This window comes from Pseudomonas sp. BRG-100, assembly GCF_000737955.1.
GTDB lineage: Bacteria > Pseudomonadota > Gammaproteobacteria > Pseudomonadales > Pseudomonadaceae > Aquipseudomonas > Aquipseudomonas synxantha_A.
This window is the reverse complement of sequence record NZ_JPRX01000001.1, coordinates 1,599,971-1,620,357: the sequence shown is the minus strand read 5'-3', so window position 1 is coordinate 1,620,357 and position 20,387 is coordinate 1,599,971. Positions and strand designations below refer to the sequence as shown.

21 protein-coding genes are annotated in these 20,387 nt (G+C 60.0%); 11 read left to right on the top strand and 10 right to left on the bottom strand.

Annotated elements, in window-relative coordinates; translation table 11 throughout:
- Positions 1 to 91 precede the first annotated feature (91 nt).
- The gene (gene bglX, locus JH25_RS20140) at positions 92 to 2,383 is read right to left on the bottom strand and encodes a beta-glucosidase BglX (protein WP_032877304.1); all 2,292 of its coding nucleotides are present in this window, start codon (positions 2,381 to 2,383) and stop codon (positions 92 to 94) included.
- Between the two features lie 241 nt (positions 2,384 to 2,624).
- Between bglX and JH25_RS20145 the strand changes: the two genes are divergently transcribed.
- From JH25_RS20145 to JH25_RS20160, 4 genes are all read left to right on the top strand, one after another.
- On the top strand, positions 2,625 to 3,236 hold the full coding sequence (locus JH25_RS20145; protein WP_032877303.1) for a LemA family protein: 612 nt from the start codon (positions 2,625 to 2,627) through the stop codon (positions 3,234 to 3,236).
- Between the two features lie 18 nt (positions 3,237 to 3,254).
- Positions 3,255 to 3,983 carry a TPM domain-containing protein gene (locus JH25_RS29195; protein WP_032877302.1) on the top strand — a complete coding sequence of 243 codons (729 nt, stop codon included), beginning with the start codon at positions 3,255 to 3,257 and terminating at the stop codon, positions 3,981 to 3,983.
- A 31-nt stretch (positions 3,984 to 4,014) separates the two neighbouring features.
- Positions 4,015 to 4,632, top strand: a complete 618-nt coding sequence (locus JH25_RS20155) for a TPM domain-containing protein (protein ID WP_005785935.1) — start codon at positions 4,015 to 4,017, stop codon at positions 4,630 to 4,632.
- 221 nt (positions 4,633 to 4,853) lie between these two features.
- On the top strand, positions 4,854 to 6,071 hold the full coding sequence (locus JH25_RS20160) for a class I SAM-dependent methyltransferase (protein WP_032877301.1): 1,218 nt from the start codon (positions 4,854 to 4,856) through the stop codon (positions 6,069 to 6,071).
- 105 nt (positions 6,072 to 6,176) lie between these two features.
- On the opposite strand, the gene JH25_RS20165 is transcribed toward JH25_RS20160, so the two are convergent.
- The 5 genes from JH25_RS20165 to JH25_RS20185 all read right to left on the bottom strand — a co-directional run bounded on the left by JH25_RS20165 (position 6,177) and on the right by JH25_RS20185 (position 12,189).
- Positions 6,177 to 8,735 carry a TonB-dependent receptor gene (locus JH25_RS20165; protein WP_032877300.1) on the bottom strand — a complete coding sequence of 853 codons (2,559 nt, stop codon included), beginning with the start codon at positions 8,733 to 8,735 and terminating at the stop codon, positions 6,177 to 6,179.
- A 126-nt stretch (positions 8,736 to 8,861) separates the two neighbouring features.
- Positions 8,862 to 9,830: a FecR family protein gene (locus tag JH25_RS20170; protein ID WP_032877299.1), complete on the bottom strand. Its 969-nt coding sequence runs from the start codon at positions 9,828 to 9,830 to the stop codon at positions 8,862 to 8,864.
- A complete protein-coding gene (locus JH25_RS20175) occupies positions 9,827 to 10,366 on the bottom strand; it encodes an RNA polymerase sigma factor (protein ID WP_032877298.1) in 540 nt (179 codons plus the stop codon). The genes JH25_RS20170 and JH25_RS20175 overlap by 4 nt, the downstream gene beginning before the upstream one ends.
- A 137-nt stretch (positions 10,367 to 10,503) precedes the next feature.
- The gene (locus tag JH25_RS20180) at positions 10,504 to 11,376 is read right to left on the bottom strand and encodes a dihydrodipicolinate synthase family protein (protein ID WP_005785942.1); all 873 of its coding nucleotides are present in this window, start codon (positions 11,374 to 11,376) and stop codon (positions 10,504 to 10,506) included.
- A 30-nt stretch (positions 11,377 to 11,406) separates the two neighbouring features.
- Complete coding sequence (locus JH25_RS20185) at positions 11,407 to 12,189, bottom strand: aldolase (RefSeq protein WP_005785944.1); 783 nt, start codon at positions 12,187 to 12,189, stop codon at positions 11,407 to 11,409.
- Between the two features lie 160 nt (positions 12,190 to 12,349).
- Here JH25_RS20185 and JH25_RS20190 point away from each other — a divergent pair, with 160 nt between their 5' ends.
- Positions 12,350 to 12,877: a helix-turn-helix domain-containing protein gene (locus JH25_RS20190; protein WP_032877297.1), complete on the top strand. Its 528-nt coding sequence runs from the start codon at positions 12,350 to 12,352 to the stop codon at positions 12,875 to 12,877.
- A gap of 125 nt (positions 12,878 to 13,002) precedes the next feature.
- Here JH25_RS20190 and JH25_RS20195 read toward each other — a convergent pair whose 3' ends face one another.
- Positions 13,003 to 14,019: a DUF4917 family protein gene (locus JH25_RS20195; RefSeq protein WP_032877296.1), complete on the bottom strand. Its 1,017-nt coding sequence runs from the start codon at positions 14,017 to 14,019 to the stop codon at positions 13,003 to 13,005.
- A gap of 123 nt (positions 14,020 to 14,142) precedes the next feature.
- Between JH25_RS20195 and yiaY the strand changes: the two genes are divergently transcribed.
- Positions 14,143 to 15,291, top strand: coding sequence for an L-threonine dehydrogenase (gene yiaY, locus JH25_RS20200; RefSeq protein ID WP_032877295.1), 1,149 nt, complete (start codon positions 14,143 to 14,145; stop codon positions 15,289 to 15,291).
- An 87-nt stretch (positions 15,292 to 15,378) separates the two neighbouring features.
- A complete protein-coding gene (locus JH25_RS20205) occupies positions 15,379 to 16,053 on the top strand; it encodes an NAD(P)H-binding protein (protein ID WP_032877294.1) in 675 nt (224 codons plus the stop codon).
- Here JH25_RS20205 and JH25_RS20210 read toward each other — a convergent pair.
- Positions 16,025 to 16,501 (bottom strand): DMT family transporter, encoded by a 477-nt coding sequence (locus JH25_RS20210; protein ID WP_032877293.1) that lies wholly within the window; start codon positions 16,499 to 16,501, stop codon positions 16,025 to 16,027. The genes JH25_RS20205 and JH25_RS20210 overlap by 29 nt on opposite strands.
- A gap of 77 nt (positions 16,502 to 16,578) precedes the next feature.
- Here JH25_RS20210 and JH25_RS20215 point away from each other — a divergent pair, with 77 nt between their 5' ends.
- The 4 genes from JH25_RS20215 (at position 16,579) to JH25_RS20230 (ending at position 19,263) form a co-directional block, all read left to right on the top strand.
- Positions 16,579 to 17,496: a LysR substrate-binding domain-containing protein gene (locus tag JH25_RS20215; RefSeq protein ID WP_177327396.1), complete on the top strand. Its 918-nt coding sequence runs from the start codon at positions 16,579 to 16,581 to the stop codon at positions 17,494 to 17,496.
- 15 nt (positions 17,497 to 17,511) lie between these two features.
- Positions 17,512 to 17,928 (top strand): fosfomycin resistance glutathione transferase, encoded by a 417-nt coding sequence (gene fos / locus JH25_RS20220; RefSeq protein WP_032877292.1) that lies wholly within the window; start codon positions 17,512 to 17,514, stop codon positions 17,926 to 17,928.
- Between the two features lie 47 nt (positions 17,929 to 17,975).
- Positions 17,976 to 18,617, top strand: coding sequence for a LysE family translocator (locus tag JH25_RS20225; RefSeq protein WP_032877291.1), 642 nt, complete (start codon positions 17,976 to 17,978; stop codon positions 18,615 to 18,617).
- Between the two features lie 118 nt (positions 18,618 to 18,735).
- On the top strand, positions 18,736 to 19,263 hold the full coding sequence (locus JH25_RS20230; protein WP_005785958.1) for a DUF4142 domain-containing protein: 528 nt from the start codon (positions 18,736 to 18,738) through the stop codon (positions 19,261 to 19,263).
- A gap of 53 nt (positions 19,264 to 19,316) precedes the next feature.
- Here JH25_RS20230 and JH25_RS20235 read toward each other — a convergent pair whose 3' ends face one another.
- Positions 19,317 to 19,733, bottom strand: a complete 417-nt coding sequence (locus tag JH25_RS20235) for a low affinity iron permease family protein (RefSeq protein ID WP_032877290.1) — start codon at positions 19,731 to 19,733, stop codon at positions 19,317 to 19,319.
- A gap of 101 nt (positions 19,734 to 19,834) precedes the next feature.
- A complete protein-coding gene (locus JH25_RS20240) occupies positions 19,835 to 20,335 on the bottom strand; it encodes a methylated-DNA--[protein]-cysteine S-methyltransferase (RefSeq protein ID WP_032877289.1) in 501 nt (166 codons plus the stop codon).
- Positions 20,336 to 20,387: the final 52 nt, after the last annotated feature.

Sequence of the window (20,387 nt, the reverse complement as noted above, 5' to 3'; positions counted from 1 at the left end):
CCCGATGGCGGTGTTTCAGTTAACAGATTCATTGACTGACCCACTGCTATCGGGAGCAAGCCCCCTCCCACATTTTTGACCGCGTCAGGCGTTAGAGCAGTTCAAAGGTCTGCTGCTGCACATCCTGGGAATCCAGCCCGATCTGCACATTGAACTCACCCGGTTCCGCCGCGAACTTGAGCTGGGCGTTGTAGAACTTCAAGTCGTCCTCGGTGATGGTGAAATGCAGCGTGCGCGCTTCGCCGGCCTTGAGCATGACCTTCTGGAAGTTCTTCAGCTCCTTGATCGGGCGGATCATCGAGCCGGCCACATCCTGGATATACAACTGCACCACGGTTTCGCCATCGACCTTGCCGGTGTTCTTCACGGTGACGCTGGCGTCGAGCTTGCCGGTCTTGTTCAGGGTGGTGGACGACAGTGCCATGTCCGACAGGCTGAACTGGGTGTAGCTCAGGCCATAGCCAAAGGGAAACAGGGGACCTGTGGTGTCATCGAAGTACTGCGAGGTGTAGTTGCCCGGCTTGCCTGGGGTGAACGGCCGGCCAATGGTCAGGTGGTTGTAGTAGGTGGGAATCTGCCCTACCGAACGCGGGAAGGTGATCGGCAGCTTGCCCGACGGGTTGTAGTCCCCGAACAGCACGTCGGCGATGGCGTTGCCGCCTTCGGTACCTGCGAACCAGGTTTCCAGGATCGCGTCAGCCTGTTGGTTCTCTTCGAGAATCGACAGCGGGCGGCCGTTCATCAGCACCAGCACCAACGGCTTGCCGGTCGCCTTGAGGGCCTTGATCAGGTCGCGCTGGCTTTGCGGGATGTTCAGGTCGGTACGGCTCGACGACTCGTGGGACATGCCACGGGATTCGCCCACGGCCGCGACGATGACGTCGGCGTTCTTCGCCGCTTTCACCGCTTCGTCGATCAATACTTGGGCAGGGCGTGGGTCATCCACCACTTCCGGAGCATCGAAGTTGAGGAAGTTGAGGTAGTCGAGCACCGCCTTGTCGCCGGTGATGTTGGCACCGCGGGCATAGATCACTTTGCCCTTTTCGCCGATCACGGCGTTCATGCCGTCGAGCAGGGTCACTGATTGCGCAGGTCGGCCGGCAGCCGCCCAACTGCCCATCATGTCGATCGGCGCCTTGGCCAGCGGGCCGACCAGGGCGATGGTCGCGGATTTTTTCAGCGGCAGGGTGTCGTTGTGGTTTTTCAGCAACACCAGGCTACGGCGCGCAATGTCGCGGGCCTCGGCGCGGTGCAGGCGGCTGTCGGCGTAGGTGTCGACCGGGTCATCCTCGGCCTTGCCGATGCGCAGGTACGGGTCCTTGAACAGGCCCATGTCGTACTTGGCGCCGAGCACTTCGCGCACGGCATTGTCGATGTCGCTCTGTTCGATCTCGCCGGACTTGAGCAGGCCGGGCAATTCCTTGCCGTACAGCGAGTCGTTCATGCTCATGTCGATGCCGGCCTTGATCGCCAGCTTGGCGGCTTCGCGCCCGTCCTTGGCCACGCCGTGCTTGATCAACTCGAAGATCGCGCCGTGGTCGCTGACGGTCAGGCCCTTGAAGCCCCAGTCCTTGCGCAGCAGGTCGTTCATCAGCCAGGTGTTGGCGGTGGCGGGCACCCCGTTGATCGAGTTCAACGCGACCATCACGCCGCCGGAACCGGCCTTGATCGCCGCGTGGTAGGGCGGCAGGTAGTCCTGGTACATCTTGACCGGGCTCATGTCGACCACGTTGTAGTCGCGCCCGCCTTCCACCGCGCCATACAGGGCGAAGTGCTTGACGCTGGCCATCAGGCTGTCGGCATTCGCCGGGCTTGCGCCCTGGAACGCCTTGACCATGACTTCGGCAATCCGCGAGACCAGGTAGGTGTCTTCGCCGAAACCTTCGGAGGTACGGCCCCAGCGCGGGTCGCGGGAGATATCGACCATCGGCGCGAAGGTGATGTCGAGGCTGTCGGCAGCGGCTTCCTGGGCGGCGATGCGCCCGGAGCGGCCGATGGCGTCCATGTCCCAGCTGGAGGCCAGGGCCAGGCTGATCGGGAAAATGGTGCGGTGGCCGTGGATCACGTCATAGGCGAAGAACATCGGGATCTTCAAGCGACTGCGCATGGCCGCGTCCTGCATCGGACGGTTTTCCGGGCGAGTGATGGAGTTGAAGGTGCCACCGATGCGGCCAGCGGCGATTTCCTTGCGGATCATCTCGCGGGGCATTTCCGGGCCGATGCTGATCAGGCGCAATTGGCCGATCTTTTCGTCCAGGGTCATTTGCTTGAGCAGGTCGCTGACGAAGGCGTCCTTGTCTTTAAGCGCAGCAGGCTTTGTTTCTGCCCAGACGGGGTGGGTGGCCAGCGTGGCAACAAGGCCGAGCAAACACAGCTTTTTCATGAATATCCTTTTTCGGCTACTGCGCAGCATTAAACGCATGCTGTCGGCCAAAATGTGGGGAACGTCTATTGTTGTTCGGGTGTTGTTCAGATAAATGCAGCACACTCTGAACTCTTTTTCGCGCTGGGCATCTTTGTAGCTGATTGGCTCGATGCATTCCAGTGGTGGCGGATTATGCCCCAAGCGCGTGGTTTATAGGGTTAGTCGTCAAATTCCATCAAGATTGGGCAGGAGAAACACCATGCAAGCAGCACAGACTTACCGTTGGGGCTTCAAGGCCGCGGCTTTGCTATTGATCAGCACCGTACTGAGCGGTTGCGGCATCAATAACATCCCGACCCTGGACGAACAGGCCAAGGCGGCCTGGGGCCAGGTGCAGAACCAGTATCAACGCCGCGCCGACCTGATCCCCAACCTGGTGGAAACGGTGAAGGCCTATGCCGCCCACGAACAGGAGACCCTCACCGCCGTGATCGAAGCGCGGGCCAAGGCCACCTCGATCCAGGTGGACGCCAGCACCCTCGACAACCCGGAAAAACTCAAGCAGTTCCAGCAAGCCCAGGATGGCTTGAGCGGCGCACTCAGCCGTTTGATGGTAGTGTCCGAGCGTTACCCGGACCTCAAGGCCAACCAGAACTTCCTGGCCTTGCAATCCCAGCTTGAAGGCACCGAGAACCGTATCGCCGTGGCCCGTCGTGATTTCATCCAGACCGTGCAGGCGTACAACACCGAAATCCGTACTTTCCCGGGCCGTCTGTGGCATAGCGTGATGTACAGCGACTTGCCGATCCGCGCCACGTTTGAAGCCACCAGCGCCGATGCCGACAAGGCGCCGCAGGTGAAATTCAAATAACGCTGCCTTGAGGTGTCGATGCGTTTATTACGGATAGGCCTGGCATTCTGGCTACTGGCCTGCATGGGCATGGCCCAGGCGGCCCTGACCTTCCCGGCACTGACCGGGCGGGTGGTGGACAACGCCCAGATGATCGACCCGGCAACGCGCCAGCAGCTCACTCAACAGCTGCAGGCGCTGGAGCAGACCTCCGGTGACCAGCTTGTGGTGGTCACCGTGCCCGACCTGCAGGGCGTCCCGATTGAAGACTACGGTTATCAATTGGGGCGCGCATGGGGCATCGGCCAGAAGGGCAAGGACAACGGCGCGCTGTTGATCGTTGCCCGTGATGAGCGCCAATTGCGCATCGAAGTCGGTTACGGCCTGGAAGGCGTGCTGACGGATGCGCAGTCCTGGGTGATCATCAACCAGGTGATCCTGCCCAAGTTCAAGACCGGCAATTTCAGCCAGGGCATCAGCGACGGCGTGGCGGCGATGATCCAGGTGGTGGGCGGTGAGCCCCTGGCGGTGCCCGCCCATGTGGCGGATGCGAATTTCGCCAAGGATAACCCCGGTTTTTCCATCGGCCTGTTTATTCTGCTGATCGGCGTGTTGTGGCTGTGCAATCGCATGGGCTTGCCGGTAGGCGCTATCCTGCTGGCCATTCTCAGCAGCAGCGGACGTGGCGGTGGTGGGGGCGGCGGTGGCGGTGGTTTCCGTGGCGGCGGTGGTGGCTTCGGCGGTGGCGGGGCTTCGGGCGGCTGGTAATGACAATAACGAGAAAAGAGCATCTACAACCATGGCATTACTGACTGAACATGAGCAGCGCCAAGTCGCCGAAGCAATTGCCCGGGTCGAAAAAAACACCGACGCAGAACTGGTGACCGTGCTGGCGGCGCGTGCCGACGACTACGCCTACATCCCGTTGCTGTGGGCCAGCCTGATCGCGTTGGTGGTACCGGGCGTGGTGCATTATTTGTCGGGCTACCTGACCATGTACACCTTGCTGTTGGCGCAATGGGCGACGTTTATTGTGTTGTGCCTGGTGTTTCGCTTGCCCAAGGTCACCACCCGCCTGATTCCCCGCTCCGTACGCCACTGGCGCGCCTCTAACCTGGCGCGTCGGCAGTTTCTGGAGCAGAACCTGCATCACACGTTGGGCAGTACTGGCGTGCTGATATTTGTCAGCGAGGCGGAACGCTACGTGGAGATCCTCGTCGATGACGGCATTTCCAAACGCCTGGATGACAGCAGTTGGGACGCCATCGTCAAGACGTTCACCCAGCAGGTGAAACAGGGGCAGACGCTGGCCGGGTTTATTGCGTGCATCGAGGCGTGCGGCGAGTTGCTCAAGGTGCATGTGCCGGTGACGCAAACGCGCAATGAGCTGCCCAATCGCCTGGTGGTACTCGAATAGCCCGGCCAACTCAGTTCCAAATATGGGAGGGGGCTTGCTCCCGATGGCGATGCACCAGTCAATGAATCTGTTGGCTGATCCACCTATATCGGGGGCAAGCCCCCTCCCACATTTGGATCTACTGTGGCTGCTGGAACTGACCATTGGTCAAATAACTCCGTGCCGTTGAGGGTTATCCCCCCTAAAATGCCCGGCATTCTTTGCCCGAGGCGTTTTTGCTCATGTCCGTCACCGCTCAACCCGCCAACCCTGCGCCGGATCATCACGCCCAGTTCATCCAATTGCTGAGCGCAAGCCTTGCGCAAAACGCCTTTATCAAGCTGGTGCTGGCCAAGTACGTCGGTGAGGAAGCCGAGCTGCAACGGCTGATCATCAAGCCGGTCACCGTCAAAGACCAGCCGTGCCTGTCCTTCGTGTACCGCTACAAGACCCGCGACATCACCAAGAATTTCCCCTCGGCCGACGGCGTGGCGGTGATTGCCGAGCTGTTGCCTGCGTCATTCAAGAACGCGCACTTGCTGTCGCTGACTGACGAAGCCCAGCTGGAATACAGCAAGAAGAACAAAAGCTCGCTGTTCAAAAGCAAACCGCAACAACTGCGCGAAGCACCGTCGGCCGAGCATAACCGTGAGAAGAACCGCTACCTCGACCTGAGCCGGCCGTTTCTCGCCGATCTTGGGGTGACCGATGCCAGGCAGGCACTGATTCCATCGATGTCGCGCAAGTGGAAGCAGATCAACAAGTTCATCGAAGTGTTCAGCCATGCGCTGACGTCGTCGCCGTTGAAACTCGACCAACCGGTGCGCGTTGCCGATTTTGGCTCGGGCAAGGGCTACCTGACCTTCGCCATCCATGATTACCTGCGCAATACCCTCAAGGCCGAGGGCGAGGTTACCGGTGTTGAATTGCGCCAAGACATGGTCACCCTGTGCAACAGTGCTGCCGCACGCCTGGAGCACCCGGGGCTGGTATTCAAATGCGGGGATGTACGCAGTGTGGCGCCGAGCGAGCTGGACGTGATGATCGCCCTGCATGCCTGCGACATCGCCACCGATTACGCGATCCATACCGGCATCCGCTCCGGCGCGTCGATCATCATGTGCTCGCCATGCTGCCACAAGCAGATCCGCCTGCAGATCCAGAGCCCGGCGCTGCTCAAGCCGATGCTGCAATACGGCCTGCACCTGGGCCAGCAGGCAGAAATGGTCACCGACAGCTTGCGTGCGTTGTTCCTGGAAGCCTGTGGCTACGAGACCAAGGTGTTCGAGTTCATCTCGCTGGAGCACACCAACAAGAACAAGATGATTCTTGCGGTCAAGCGTGCGCAGCCTTTGGACAACGCGCAGTTGCTGGTGAAAATCCAGGAGCTCAAGGCGTTCTACCACATCACTGAGCACTGCCTGGAAACCCTGCTGCGCGGGGATGGCTACCTGGCCTGAAGTGAGCGCGTTCCCTGTGGGCGCTGGCTTGCCTGCGATGATGATGGTGGCTGTACCACGGCTATCGCAGGCAAGCCAGCTCCCACATTTGGAATGCGTGTGTGGTCAGAAGAATCGCGTCACGCTGATCTTCGCATCGCGCCCCTTGGTATAGGCGCGGTCGCCGCTCAACGCAGGGCGGAAGTTTTCGTTGAACAGGTTGTCCACCGTGAAGTTCACCTCGGTGCCTTTGAGGTAAGCCTGCTGCGGTTTCCATTTGGCGAACAGGCCCTGGGTGTTGTAACGCTTGTTGCCGTACTGGTCGAAGAACAAATCACCCACGCCGGAGCCCGGGCCACCGGAGTATTTGTCGCTGGGCAAGCGGTCGGTAGCGCCGATGAATTGACCCATCCAGCCCACCTGGGCATCCCAGGCCGGGATGTTGGTGCCCAGTACCAGCACCCATTTGGTCGGCGGGATATCCCGTGCCGCCACATCCGGGCCCCAGGGGTTGGTGTAGGCGCCCTGGTGCTGGCCCTTGGCATAGGCAAACGATACCGAACCAAACAGGTAGGTGGAGTTATAGATCGATTCGAGTTCGACACCCTTGATGGTCATGCCACCGATATTGCGATAGTTGGACATCGGCCCCGGCGGGCACGCTGAGGAGATGCTGCCGCCGTTGATGGCCTGGTTCTGGCAGCCCACGCCGGTGGCCTTGAAGATTTCGTCTTCGATCTTGTTGTGGAACAGGGTAGTGCGCAGTTGCAGGTTATCGTCCTGGACCAACAGGTTGTCGAAGTTGGTGATGTTGCCCAGGGTGATCGAGGTGATGCGCTCCGGGTCCAGGTCCACGCTGGTGGCGGTGCGGCTGCCCAGGCCCTGTACTTCATATTGTTCGTCGATCACCGGGGCGCGCCAGGTCTGGCTCCAGTTGGCGAACAACCCCACATTCGGCGTCACGGTCCAGAACAGCGCCAGGCGTGGCGACCAGCCGGTGTAGGTGCGGTCGCTGTAATCGTGGCCAACCGCGGGGTCGGGGTTGTTGTAGTAGGGCGCATCGTTGCCCTCGCCGCGATTGCGCACGTGGTCATAGCGCAGCGACGGCGTGATCGTCACGTCGCCCAGGGTGACCGCGTCCTGGATAAAGAAGCTGTTGGTATCGACCTTACCTTGGGGCATGAAGCCCGGCTGGAAGTGCCCATAGTTGTAGCGCGGCGTGTTGTAGGTGGTGCCGGGCATCCACATTTCGGTTTCGCGGATGTGCTTGCGGATCTGCCCGCCGACGGTCACCGCGTGCTGCAAGGGCCCGGTGTCGAACAAGCTGACGTTGCGGATGTCGAGGTTTTTGTCGGTGTAGGCGGTGTCCATCTTGCGCCCGCCGGTAGCGAGTTGGAAAAACGCGGTAGCGTCACGCTCGTCGGTCTGTTCGGTATTGGACTGGGAGTATTTGACAGTGAGGTCCACCAGCGGGTTATCCAGCGGCTGGTAGTGATACTTGCCCGACCAGGTGGTATCGACCGTATCGCGGTGCGCGAGGAAACGCTTCAACGCCCCTTCGTAGCCGTAGCGGTCGATGTTGAACTGGGTGGGCGGCGTCGGGTAGCTCGCGGCGGAAAACGGTGTCCAGCGGTTGCTGTGAGAACGCGAGTACGACAGGCCGACACTCTGCTCATCGGTGAAGTACGCGTTGACCTTGAACAACTTGCCGTCCACATCCTGCGCGCTGTTGGGCAAGCGCTGGGGGTTGATCGGGTACTCGTTGTTGTCGTTGGGCAACTTGGCGGCCACCTTCATATCGCCGCCGTCGCGTTGGGTCAGGTAGGCCAGGGCGTCGAAACGGCCATCGTCGGTGCGGCCATACACGGCACCGCTGTAGACCTGTTCATGATCATTGCTGGAGTAGCCGTATTTGAGCATCGCGCCGCTGTTGCGACCGTCCTGGAGCAGGTCCGGGGCGTCCTTGGTGATCATGTTGACGGTGCCGCCGAAGCCGCCATTGCCGGTGAACGGCGAGTTGGGGCCTTTTTCCACTTCGATGCGCTTGATCAGCTCGGGTTCGATAAACACCGTGCCTTGCTGGTAGCGCTCAAAGCCGGTCTTGGTGGCGCCGTCCACGGTCAACGGCACGTCTTCGGCATCGCCGAAACCACGGATGTTGATGGTCTGCCCGCCAGGTTTGAGCGAGCCGCCCTGGCTGACACCGGGCAGGGTCTGCAACAGGCTCGGAATGTTATTGGACTGGTAGCGGTCGATATCGGCCTGGGTCAGGGTGGAGCGGTTGACGGTGCCGGCGTTCACTTCGTTGCCGGTGCCGATCACGCTCAGCGTGTCCAGCTGGATCGCGGTGCTGCTGGTGGCCTTGCCCTCATCGGGGCGCACTACGTAGGTGCTGCCGACCTTGATCAGGGTGAACTCGCCGTTTTTCAGCAGGGAGCGAATCGCTACTTCCGCGGTGTAGTCACCATCGAGCGCCGGCGCTTTCAGGTTTTTGAGCAGGCTTTCATCGAACAGCAGCTGGATTTTCGCCTGCTGTGCCACCAGGCTCAGGGACGTGGCCAGTGACTGGGCCGGCAGGTGCAGGGTGAACGACTCGGCCTGGGCGTTGAGGCTGAAGGCCAGGCACGTGGCCAGGAGCGTGGGTCGAAGAAACAGGTGCGAAGCGTGGCGAGGCGCGCGAAACATGAAATCCCCCGGAGCGGCTAAATAGCCAAAAAGGTGTGCGTATCAAACACGGACAGGAGGAAGACGGGGCAGACCAAAAAAACCACACATGCGAATGCAAAATATTCTCATGTGGCAGTGTGCAGGCTATTTGCTCGGCTCGATTTTCACACTGCCATCGGCCAAGACCACGGTTTTTACCGGCAACAGGGCGGGCAAGGCGTTGAGCAGGGCATCGGGGTCATTCACATCCAGGTTGCCCGACACCTTGAGTTGCGCCACGGCCTTGCTGACCTGCAACGGCGCCTGGGGACGGTACAGGCTCAGCTCGTCGATCAGGCTGGCCAGTTCGCGATTGCGAAACGATAAATGCCCGCTGCGCCAATCGGCCACTTCTTCAGCGCTGAGGGTTTGTTGTTGCAGGGTGCCTTTGGCGTAGCTGTAAGCGGCACGTTGCCGGGCGCCGAGCAGGGTGGTGGGGCTTTTGCTGTCCGGCTCGAACGCCACCTGGCCATGGGCAACGCTCACCACCAGTTGCTGCTGGCCGCGACGCACGTCAAAACCAGTGCCCACCACCCGTATGATCGACTCGCCGGCTTGCACGTAGAGTGGCCGCTCCTTGTCGGCCGCCACTTCGATATACAGCTGGCCTTTGTCCAGATGCAGGACACGTTGATGGGCGCTGAAGTCCACGCGGATGCGGGTGTTGGCATTCACGTACAGGGTGCTGCCATCGGGCAGGTTCAAGGTACGCATACCTTTGGCATGAGCGGCGACCTGGGTGTGATACAGCTCGCGGGGCGCGCCGATGTGGGTCGCCAACACGGCGCACAGCACGGCAGCGGCCACCGCAAGGGCTGGGCGCCAGAGGGGGCGTTTGCGTTTGGCCAGCGGCAGCGGTTTGTTCAGTTGTTGCAACTGGGCCAGGTCGGCCCACAGCTGTTCGAATTCGGCATAGGCACGCGCATGGGCTGGCACCGCCTGCCAGGCGGCAAAGGCTTTGCGGTCGGCACGGCTGGCAGCGTTGCGGTTGCGTGCAAACCAACTGGCGGCCTGGGCGTCGATGGAGTCGCTCGCTTGGCTGTCCAGGGCGTCGATGTCGCTCAGGCGGTTCATTCTGGCTGCTCCGTGCCGGGGTCGGATTGAAGGCGTCGCTTGCAATGCAGCAGGGCCAAGGCAATGTGCTTTTCTACCATGCTGGTCGAAATGCCCATGCGTTCGGCGATCTGTGCCTGGCTCAAGCCTTCGAAGCGGTGCAGCATAAGGGCTTCTCGCCGGCGGGGCGAGAGTTCGGCGAGGACTTCTTTCAACTGTTCCAGGCGTTGCAGGCGCAGGGCGGCGGCCATGGGGTCGTGCTGTTCGTCGGTGACCGGCTCGGTATCCATTTCGGCGTGATCGGGATGGGCGGTGTGCCGTACCTTCTGTTTGCGCCAGTGATCGCGCAACAGATTGCGCGCCATCTGAAACAGAAACGCCCGGGGCTGCTCGACCTTGGCTCGGTCGCGGTAGCCCAGCCACTGGGTAAAGACATCCTGAGTCATGTCCGCCGCGTCGCTGGCGTTGTCCGTGCGTTTACGCAGGAAATACAGAATATCTGCATAAAACCCGCGACAGGCATCGGCCGACGACGGGTCGGGCTTGGGACGAGACATGGATATCCTTCTTGACGAAGCACGAGGTGGAAAGGTCGTGAATGATATCGAGAATTATTGCTATTTGTCTCTATTTAAAGGCTGTACTCAATTCAACTGTGGGAGGGAGCAAGCCCCCTCCCACACAGGCCCTGAGTTTATTTCAGAAGTGTTTTGAGTTGCTCGATCCCCGCCTCACCCAACGGGAACACCGGCAACCTTGGATCCCCCACCTCCAACCCAGTCAAGCGCAACCCGGCCTTGATCGTCGTCGGCAACCCGCCCTTGAGGATGAATTGCAGCAACGGCAACTGTCGGTAGAACAGCTCTCGCGCTTTATTCAAGTCATTGGCCAGCACTGCCTGATACAGGTCCAGATTGAGTTGGGGGATCAAGTTCGGCGCCGCGGTGCACCAGCCTTTGGCACCGGCCGCGAAGGCTTCCAGGGCCAGCGGGTTGCAGCCGTTGTAGAACGGCACGTCACTCTCCAGTTTTAACTGGTGCATGCGCTGGATGTCGCCCGTGCTCTCCTTGACCATGGTCACGTTGTCGACCTGCTTGAGGATGCGCAGGATCAACTCCACCGACATGTCGGTACCGCTGGTGGCCGGGTTGTTGTAGAGCATGATCGGCACGCCGATGCTGTCTCCGATTGCGGCGTAGTGGGCGAGGATTTGCGCTTCGCTGAGTTTCCAGTATGAGGCGGGCAGCACCATGACCACATCGGCACCGTGCGCCTCGGCATAGCGCGCACGGCGAACGGCCTTGGCGGTGGTCAGGTCGGACACGCTGACAATGGTCGGTACGCGTTTGGCGACTTTCTCGATGCTGTAGGCACTGACTTCGTCCCACTCGGCATCGCTCAGGTAAGCGCCTTCGCCGGTGCTGCCCAGCGGCGCGATAGCGTGGATGCCGCTGTCGATCAAGCGGTCGATAGAACGCCCGAGTGCGTCGAAGTCAACACGCTGGCCATCAGCACTGAACGGGGTGATGGTGTAGCCGATGATGCCGTGAATAGTTGGATTGGACATGGGAAAACTCCGGTCGAAAAAAGGGGGCGATCAGTTCAGGCAATCGGCATGTTTACGCAGATTCTGCCGCGCGTAGTAATTGAACGCAGCGCCGTGGCGCTTGGGCTTGGAAATCCAGTCGTGGGCCTCGCGCCCCAGCTCTGGCAGGATCGGCTTGACGGTGCCCGCAGACATCGCCAGCAACTGCAACTTGGCCGCCCGCTCGATCAACTGCGCAATGACACAGGCTTCTTCGATGCTGGCCCCGGTGGACAACTGGCCGTGGTGCGAGAGCAGGATGGCGCGCTTGTCGCCCAGCGCCGTGGTGATTATTTCCCCCTCTTCATTGCCCACCGGCACGCCGGGCCAGGCCTCCAGGAACGCGCAATCTTCATACAGCGGGCAGAGGTCCATATGCGACACCTGCAACGGCACTTCCAGCATCGACAGCGCGGCAATGTGCGTGGGGTGTGTATGGATGATGCAGTTTACATCCGGGCGCCCGCGGTACACCCAGGTGTGAAAGCGGTTGGCCGGGTTGGGGATGCCATGACCTTCGAGCACTTCCAGGTCTTCGTTGACCAGCAGCAGGTTGCTGGCGGTGATTTCGTCAAAACCCAGGCCCAGTTGCTGAGTGTAGTAGGTGCCAGGCGCAGGCCCGCGTGCGGTAATTTGCCCGGCCAGGCCGGAGTCATGGCCGTGTTCGAACAGAATTCGGCAAGTCAGCGCCAGCTTTTGGCGCTCGGTCCACGTATTATCTGCCAGGCTGTTTTGCATCTGGCTCAGGGCTTGCTTGACCAGTTGGTCTTTTGGGAGTGCTAATGTCTTGGCCATATCGGTGTCCTTTGGGTAGTTCAATGGACGTCGGATTTGCTGCTCGCCCGCTGCTCGCAAGGTCGTTGGGTGACTGCAAATGACACTAAAGATGCTATATGACACCTTGTGTCATTAGCAAGCACGGCTCATCGCTTTCTGCATGGATTAACCGCAGCAAATGTCTATCCGTTTGAAATTACTGAGAAAAAAACTTGGCGTAACCCTGGAGGCCCTGGCCGAAAAATCCGGGATGACCAAGAGTTACCTGTCGAAAGTGGAGCGTGGGCTCAACACACCGTCCATTGCCGCTGCGCTGAAACTGGCCAAGGCGCTGAACGTGAAAGTCGAAGAGCTGTTCAGCGAAGGCAACGTCAGCCTCGACAGCTACAGCCTGGTGCGCAGCCATGAACGGCCCGACACGTCACCGGGTTATGCGGTACTTGCCCATCAGGTGAGCGAGCGCAGCCTGTTGCCGTTCATCATCTACCCGCCGGCGGAGTTTACCGACAAGACCTTCAAGGAGCATTTGGGGGAAGAGTTTCTGTTCGTGCATGAAGGTCAGGTGGAAGTGGATTTCATGAGCGAGCGGGTGCTGTTGAAGCGCGGCGATGCGCTGCATTTCAATGCGCAGAAACCCCACCGGATTCGCTCGGTGGGAGAGGTGCAGGCGCAGTTGCTGGTGGTGGTGCACAGCGCTGAGGAATGACGCTGATCCCGATTTGAAATGCAATCAAATGTGGGAGCGGGCTTGCTCGCGAAAGCGCAGTGTCAGTCACTGAAAATGTTGACTGACCCACCGCATTCGCGAGCAAGCCCGCTCCCACATTTTGCTCAGTGTTCGACCGGTACTGACAGCACTGGATTACCCAACGCATGCGTGCGCGCTGCAAAGAATCTCAGCGTTGCGCCACTGCCCTCAAACAACTCTGAATACCGCTGCTTCTGCTGACGAATAAAGCCATCAGTGCGCCCCGACACCGAGATCGCCAGGGTGGTGATACCGGCCTGGCGAATCGCATCCACCAAGTGTTTATCCTGCGGCCCCAAGTCATGGCCGAAAATGCACAACGCGCCTTCATGGCTCAGCAACTGCTCATAACAGAACGACAGATAATCCGAACTGCGAATGCTCTTGAGCTTTTCTTCCACCTTGCCTTCACTGACGAACAGCGGCACATCGTCCAGCGTCTTGATCGTGTTGTTGATCGCGAAACTGCTGAGCAAGGTGCTGTCGGTGGACGGCAGTTTGCGCGCTGTGCCGTCAAGGTTGCGCACCAGATGCAGGCCGCCGTGCAGGTAGAGAATGCGCGTGGTGTCGGTGTGGGTATTGCACAGGTCGAAGCTTGAATCGGCGCTGCGGAACAGGTCGTCGATCCCGGGCGTGTGCAGGATTGCCCAGTAGTTGAGCAAATCGTAGTTGCTGGTGAAGACGGTGGCGTAGCGTGCCAACTCATTGTTGATCGTTGCCAGGGTCGATGGCTGCACCAGGCGCCAGGGGATGTGTACGGTGTGAATGGTGTTGATCAACGCTTCCTTGATCGCGTAATAGCGATTACGCGGCGCCGCCGAACTGACCGCCAGGGCCTTGTTGACCCGGCTGGTGGTTTTCAAGGCGCCCAGGGCTTGCTCGAAACTGCGGGTTTGCAGGGCATCGAACACGCTGAGTTCGGATTGGCTCAGGGGTTTTTCTTCAACGGTGCGAGCGTTTTCAAACAGCGAGTCGTAGGCAAAGTCTTCCCAGATCGTGCGGCTGGCGCCGTTGCCGATCAGAATCCCGTTGAAGTCGATGGCGTCGCGCAGGGCGCTCCAGTCTTCAAGGTGGGCGTCAATATCCTGGAAATCCTTCATTGCGGCGGGTCTACTCGAAATCGGCTGGAGGGTGACTTTATCACGAGCTGAAGTTGATCCTGATCAAGATGCGCCATGCGGTACCGGTGGATTCTGTCGGCATAAAGCCTCTGAGGATCGACCATGAGCAGCACATTCTTCATCCCCGCCGTCAACATCATGGGCAGCGACTGCCTCGACGAAGCCATGACCGCCATTCGCGCCTACGGCTTTCGTAAAGCCTTGATCGTTACCGACACCGGCCTGGCCAAGGCTGGCGTGGCCAGCATGATCGCCGAGAAGCTGGCGATGCAGGATATCGACTCGGTGATCTACGACGGCGCCAAGCCCAACCCCACGGTGGAAAGCGTCGAGAAGGGGCTGGCGCTGTTGCAACAGACGGCCTGCGATTTCGTGGTGTCCCTGGGCGGCGGCTCGCCCCATGACTGCGCCAAGGGCATCGCCTTGTGCGCCACCAACGGTGGACGCATCGGCGACTATGAAGGCGTTGACCAGTCGAGCAAGCCGCAACTGCCACTGGTCGCCATCAACACCACCGCCGGCACTGCCAGCGAGATGACGCGGTTTTGCATCATCACCGACGAAACCCGTCACGTGAAAATGGCCATCGTCGATCGCAACGTCACGCCGCTGCTATCGGTCAACGACCCGGCGCTGATGGTCGGTATGCCCAAGGGCCTCACCGCCGCCACGGGGATGGATGCGCTGACCCACGCCATCGAAGCCTACGTGTCCACCGCCGCCACACCGATCACCGACGCCTGTGCGATCAAGGCCATCGAGCTGATCAGTGCCAACCTGCGCCTGGCGGTGCGCGACGGCAACGACATGGCCGCACGGGAAAACATGGCTTACGCGCAGTTCCTCGCCGGCATGGCATTCAACAACGCGTCCCTGGGATTTGTGCATGCCATGGCTCACCAACTGGGCGGTCTGTACGACTTGCCCCATGGCGTTTGCAACGCCGTGCTCCTGCCCCACGTACAAAGCTTCAATGCCAGCGTCAGTGCCAAGCGCCTGAGCGACGTGGCCCGCGCCCTCGGCGCGGACATCAAGGGCATTACCGTGGAGGAGGGCGCCCAGGCCGCCATTGCGGCAATCCGTCGGCTGTCCCAGGACGTGGAAATCCCCACCGGCCTGCGTGAGCTGGGTGCCAAGTTGCAGGACATCCCAGTGCTGGCCGCCAACGCCCTGAAGGACGCGTGCGGGCTGACCAACCCACGTCGGGCGGATCAGCGTCAGATTGAGGAGATATTTCGTAGCGCGTTTTGATAGGGCAGCCTCAGGCGGCAGGCGTTAAGCTACACGCTCAACGCGTTCTACTTGAGCAAGCTTGCGGCGTGCCGCTGAGGTTACCTAATGAGAGTTCTGTTATTCGGCGCCACTGGCATGGTCGGCCAAGGCGTGCTGCGCGAGTGCCTGCTGGCGGCGGATGTGCAGGAAGTGGTGGCCGTCGGCCGTACGCCCCTGACCCAGCAACACAGCAAGCTGCACCAGGTGCTGCACAGCGACATGCTCGACTTCCAGCCCCTGGAGAACCTGCTGCAAGGGTTTGATGCGTGTTTCTTCTGCCTCGGTGTCTCGTCGGCGGGCATGAACGAAGCCCGGTATACCCACCTCACCTATGACCTCACCCTGGTAGCTGCCAGTACCCTGGCGCGGCTTAATCCGCAGATGACCTTTATCTACGTTTCCGGCGCCGGCACGGACAGTTCCGAGACGGGCCAATTGATGTGGGCGCGGGTCAAGGGCAAGACGGAAAGCGCCTTGCTGCGCCTGCCGTTCAAGGCGGTGTACCTGTTCCGTCCGGGGATCATTCAGCCGTTGCACGGCGTGCGCTCAAAGACGCCCTTGTATCAAGCTTTCTATAGCCTACTGGGGCCGGTGCTTTCGTTTGTGCGGCGGGTAAAACCGGCTTGGGTGGTGAGCACCGAGACTGTCGGCCGGGCAATGTTACAGGCCGCGAGCCTGGGCGCGCCGCAGCCGGTGGTAGAGCAGGCCCAGATCAATCGCCTGGCGGCTGAGCGCCACTGAACTGGATCAATGCCACGCCGCCGATCAGCAGCAACGCGCCCAACACCCGCGGCGTTGTCAGTTGGCGTTGCACCAGGCCGAACAGGCCGAAATGGTCGAGCAGCAACGACGCTAGAATCTGACCGGCCATCGCCAACGCAATAAACCCTGACGCACCGAGTTTGGGCAGCAGCATCAACGCCAGTGAAATAAAACAGACGCCGAAGGCGCCACCGGCCCACATCCACAACGGAGCCTTGGTGATAAACGTCAGGCTCGGCAAGGGCAGACGCAAAGCGATAATCACTGGCAGCAGCACGATGATACTTACCAGCAACGACGCCAACGTGGCCCACAATGGATGGCCGAGGCCGCGCCCAAGATTAGCGTTGATTGCACTTTGAAACGGCACCACGGCTCCGGCGATCACCGCCAGCGCTAACAAACCCATCCAATGCAACACGCTCATCTCCATGCTCCCAGAAGTTTCGCTGGACTCTAGGCTATTCGTCGCGCAGATTTAAATTCCAAGTTCTTATACAGACCATGCAGCTGATGAATGATCTACGCCGCATCGACCTTAACCTGCTGGTGATCCTCGACGCCTTGCTCAGCGAGCAACACGTGACCCGCGCCGCCGAGCGCCTGCACCTGAGCCAGCCGGCGGTGAGCCACGCGTTGGCCCGGCTGCGCGATATGCTTGGCGACCCGCTGTTGGTGCGTCAGGGCGGCGCGCTGGTGCCCACGGCTCGGGCTCTGGAGTTGGCAGCGCCATTGGCCGAAGCGCTGGGCCAGGTGCAGGCATTATTGGCGCCGAATCGTTTTGACCCCACCTCGGCCAAGCGCCGCTTTCGCGTGGCGATGTCAGACTACAGCGCAGCGATCCTCCTACCTGGATTGGTCCGCGTCCTGCGCAGCGAAGCGCCGGGCATCGACCTGCAGATCATCCAGGCCAGCCGCGAAGGTATGGTTGACGGCGTGCTCAATGGCGATCTCGACCTGGCGGCGGGCGTATTCCCCGACATGCCCGCCGAACTGTGTACGACGCCATTGTTCGAAGAGCATTACACCTGCCTAGTCGACCGCCACAGCCTTGCACCCAGCGGTGCGCTGGACCTGCCGACTTACCTGTCACGCCCACATGTACTGTTGGAGATGCGCGGCAGCGGTACGCCGGAAATCGAACGGGCACTGGCTGCGATACGTGAACGGCGGCATGTGGCAATCAGCCTGCCACACTGGGGCGTGGCGCCTCAGTTGATCGAGGGCACGGATCTGATTTTGACGGTGTCGTCCCGGGGTTTACTGAATATCGACCATCAACATTTGCTGACCGTGCCACCGCCGTTTCATATTCCCTCGTTTGCTTTTGAGCTCGCCTGGCATGTGCGGCGGGGTGGTGATTCTGGGTTGCAGTGGTTGATTGGGCGGGTGCGCGGTGTATTGTCCGATGGTCACCGGTAATAAGAGAAAACCTAAATGCTAACCGGCTTCAACCACCTGACCCTGGCCGTCACCGACGTGCCGCGCAGCGTCAGTTTTTATCACGATCTGCTGCGTGTTCAACTCGATGCCACTTGGGACAATGGTGCTTACCTTTCCTTGCCCGGGCTTTGGCTGTGCCTGTCGCAGGATCCGGTGCGCTCGACCACTGCGGCAATGGATTACACCCACTATGCCTTCACCGTCGATGCCGCTGATTTCACCGCATTGGTCGAACGCCTGCGGGCCGCCGGCGTGCAGGAGTGGCGTGACAACCGCAGCGAAGGCGTGTCGTTTTATTTCCTCGATCCCGACGGCCACAAGCTGGAGGTTCATGTCGGCGATCTGGCCTCGCGCCTGCAAGCTTGTCGCGCCAAGCCTTACGCAGGAATGAAGTTTTACCCACCGCAGTGAAACATGCAGAATCAATCACCTTTAAGAGTCCCTCAGAGCGTCTATTCATGACCCCATCCTTGCTGCTCGCCGTCCTTGCTTCGGGTTTTATCTACGGTATTACACCTGGCCCAGGTGTTTTGGCCGTGTTCGGCATCGGTGCTGCGCGTGGCCGACGTGCCGGAGCGGGTTTTTTGTGCGGGCATTTGCTCGGTGATGTGGTGTGGTGCAGTACTGCGCTGATTGCCATCGTCGGTGCGCGAGAAGTGGGCAGCAGTGCGTTTGATGTATTGGGCGTACTCAGCGGTGTGTATCTGTTCTGGCTCGGCTGGCGTGCGATCCGTACCCAGCGCCGCAACGGCGATGCCCCCCAGGGCGCCGCGCGGCACCCGTTCTGGCATGGCATTGTGTTCGGCTTGACCAACCCCAAAGCCTATCCGGTTGCCGTGGCGACCTTCACCGCGTTGCTGTCCAGCCGTGCCGAGTTGTTGACGTGGTCGATGCTGCCGTCGCTGATCTTCCTGAGCTTTGTGGGCGGCCTGTTGGCCTATGGGATTTTGATCGGCGTGGTCGGCGCCCAACGAGTACGTACGGTGTATCAACGCCATGAAATCCTGATCACCAAGCTCTGCGGCGTGATGTTCATCGGCTTTGCCATTAATGCCCTGGCGCATGCATTGCCGGGCTTGTTCGCAAGCAAGCCTGCATGAAATGACGACAACCGTTCGTCGCACTGACAAGTTTTTTCTAAACCTTTGCGGCTCTGAAAATTCGAATCCAGAGCGGGTGTAGATCCCCGTACCTATTTTTGCTCTGGAGGAACCCATCATGAGCCGCATGGCTATCCGGTTACGCACCGCCAGTTTCGCGATGCTGCTGGGCCTCGGCGCCAGCAATGCTTTCGCCCAGTCGCCTGCTGAATTTATCGAGCAGGCTTCGGCCAAAGGTATGGCCGATATCGAAACCAGTCGCATGGCCCACGCCAAGACCTCGTCCCAGGAGATCAAGGACTACACCATTGAGGTCATCAACGAGCGCACCCTGGCCAACCAGCACTTGGCAGCCATTGCCAAGAAGCTCGATTTGCCGGTCGCGCCACGGGAAAAGATCGTCGATAAAGCCGAAACCCTGATGCCTGAACTCAAGGATGGCGACTCCTTTGACGCTGCCTATACCGCACAGCAGGTCAAGGAAAACGAAGACGCCATCGCCCTGTTCAAGAAAGAAGGTGCCGCGTCGGATGTGCCGGAGATAAAAGCGCTGGTGGATGAGACGCTGCCCAAGCTCGAAGAGCGTCTGCAAAAAGCACGTGCCCTGGCGTCGACCTATGGCAAGGGTCATCAAGGCGACGGTTGAGACCGTAGCGTGAAATGAAATCGGCGGTTGGGGCCTACCCAACCGCCGTTTTTTTATGCCTGGTTCAGGTCTGTCTTGGTCGGCGCAGTGTTGTCAGCGCAACCGTTGTTCAAACTCAGGCTGCTGGTGTTGCCAATGTTGCGGTATTCCTGGCGCAGCTTTTCCAGTTCCTTGCGGTCCAGGCCGTCGAGGCTGAGCACGGCATTCTGGGCATCCTTGGATACGCGCAGCAGCTCATCAATCTTGATATGCAGGATATCGTTGTCGCGGTTTTGCGTGTTCTGGATCAGGAACACCATCAGGAACGTGATAATGGTCGTCGAGGTATTGATGATCAGTTGCCAGGTGTCGTTGTAGTGGAAATAGGGTCCGCTCAGGCTCCATATCAGGATCAGTGCGACGGCTGTGTAGAAGGTTCGGGGGCTGCCTGCCCAGCGGGACAGGGTTTGCGAGACCGTGGAGAATTTCATTACCGTTTCCTGTGTGAAGAGGTGATGAACAATTGACCACGGCAGTTCTCTGAAATTTCTTTTAACAAATATCTCGGCAAGCAGTTCAGTCGCCGCCAAAGTCAGAGCGCCAGCTCTGCCTGACCTGCGCCTTCCAGCGCCAGCAAATACTGCTTGGCCTGCAACCCCCCGGCAAATCCTGTCAGCCCGCCTGATGCGCCAATCACCCGGTGGCAGGGGGCGACAATCGAGATCGGATTACGCCCATTCGCCGCACCGACTGCGCGTACAGCCTTGGGGTTGCCGATCTGTTGGGCAATCTGGCTGTAGCTGCGCGTTTCGCCGAAGGGAATTGTCAGCAGAGCCCGCCAAACCTGTTTCTGAAAATCGGTACCGGCGAAATCCAGCTCCAGCTCAAACCGATTGCGCGATCCGGCAAAGTATTCCGTTAACTGGCGTTGGGTTTCCAGCAATACCGGGCTGTCATTGGCCTCGACCAATTCACCCAGGCGCACACGGTTCGCGCGTTCCACTTCCCATAAAATGGCGCTCAGTTTGCCGTTGCGCGCTACCAGGGTCAGTTCACCGACAGGGGAAGGCATGAGCTTGAATTGGTAAGTCATGAGCGTGCTCCTCGAACAGGCGTTTAATGGGGATGACGCTACTCTAGTTCCG

What these genes read in the sequence shown, in the direction of transcription:
- bglX (WP_032877304.1), bottom strand. Translation starts at nt 2,383, where the DNA reads ATGAAAAAGCTGTGTTTGCTCGGCCTTGTTGCCACGCTGGCCACCCAC.
- JH25_RS20145 (WP_032877303.1), top strand. Translation starts at nt 2,625, where the DNA reads ATGCAAGCAGCACAGACTTACCGTTGGGGCTTCAAGGCCGCGGCTTTG.
- JH25_RS29195 (WP_032877302.1), top strand. Translation starts at nt 3,255, where the DNA reads ATGCGTTTATTACGGATAGGCCTGGCATTCTGGCTACTGGCCTGCATG.
- JH25_RS20155 (WP_005785935.1), top strand. Translation starts at nt 4,015, where the DNA reads ATGGCATTACTGACTGAACATGAGCAGCGCCAAGTCGCCGAAGCAATT.
- JH25_RS20160 (WP_032877301.1), top strand. Translation starts at nt 4,854, where the DNA reads ATGTCCGTCACCGCTCAACCCGCCAACCCTGCGCCGGATCATCACGCC.
- JH25_RS20165 (WP_032877300.1), bottom strand. Translation starts at nt 8,735, where the DNA reads ATGTTTCGCGCGCCTCGCCACGCTTCGCACCTGTTTCTTCGACCCACG.
- JH25_RS20170 (WP_032877299.1), bottom strand. Translation starts at nt 9,830, where the DNA reads ATGAACCGCCTGAGCGACATCGACGCCCTGGACAGCCAAGCGAGCGAC.
- JH25_RS20175 (WP_032877298.1), bottom strand. Translation starts at nt 10,366, where the DNA reads ATGTCTCGTCCCAAGCCCGACCCGTCGTCGGCCGATGCCTGTCGCGGG.
- JH25_RS20180 (WP_005785942.1), bottom strand. Translation starts at nt 11,376, where the DNA reads ATGTCCAATCCAACTATTCACGGCATCATCGGCTACACCATCACCCCG.
- JH25_RS20185 (WP_005785944.1), bottom strand. Translation starts at nt 12,189, where the DNA reads ATGGCCAAGACATTAGCACTCCCAAAAGACCAACTGGTCAAGCAAGCC.
- JH25_RS20190 (WP_032877297.1), top strand. Translation starts at nt 12,350, where the DNA reads ATGTCTATCCGTTTGAAATTACTGAGAAAAAAACTTGGCGTAACCCTG.
- JH25_RS20195 (WP_032877296.1), bottom strand. Translation starts at nt 14,019, where the DNA reads ATGAAGGATTTCCAGGATATTGACGCCCACCTTGAAGACTGGAGCGCC.
- yiaY (WP_032877295.1), top strand. Translation starts at nt 14,143, where the DNA reads ATGAGCAGCACATTCTTCATCCCCGCCGTCAACATCATGGGCAGCGAC.
- JH25_RS20205 (WP_032877294.1), top strand. Translation starts at nt 15,379, where the DNA reads ATGAGAGTTCTGTTATTCGGCGCCACTGGCATGGTCGGCCAAGGCGTG.
- JH25_RS20210 (WP_032877293.1), bottom strand. Translation starts at nt 16,501, where the DNA reads ATGAGCGTGTTGCATTGGATGGGTTTGTTAGCGCTGGCGGTGATCGCC.
- JH25_RS20215 (WP_177327396.1), top strand. Translation starts at nt 16,579, where the DNA reads ATGCAGCTGATGAATGATCTACGCCGCATCGACCTTAACCTGCTGGTG.
- fos (WP_032877292.1), top strand. Translation starts at nt 17,512, where the DNA reads ATGCTAACCGGCTTCAACCACCTGACCCTGGCCGTCACCGACGTGCCG.
- JH25_RS20225 (WP_032877291.1), top strand. Translation starts at nt 17,976, where the DNA reads ATGACCCCATCCTTGCTGCTCGCCGTCCTTGCTTCGGGTTTTATCTAC.
- JH25_RS20230 (WP_005785958.1), top strand. Translation starts at nt 18,736, where the DNA reads ATGAGCCGCATGGCTATCCGGTTACGCACCGCCAGTTTCGCGATGCTG.
- JH25_RS20235 (WP_032877290.1), bottom strand. Translation starts at nt 19,733, where the DNA reads ATGAAATTCTCCACGGTCTCGCAAACCCTGTCCCGCTGGGCAGGCAGC.
- JH25_RS20240 (WP_032877289.1), bottom strand. Translation starts at nt 20,335, where the DNA reads ATGACTTACCAATTCAAGCTCATGCCTTCCCCTGTCGGTGAACTGACC.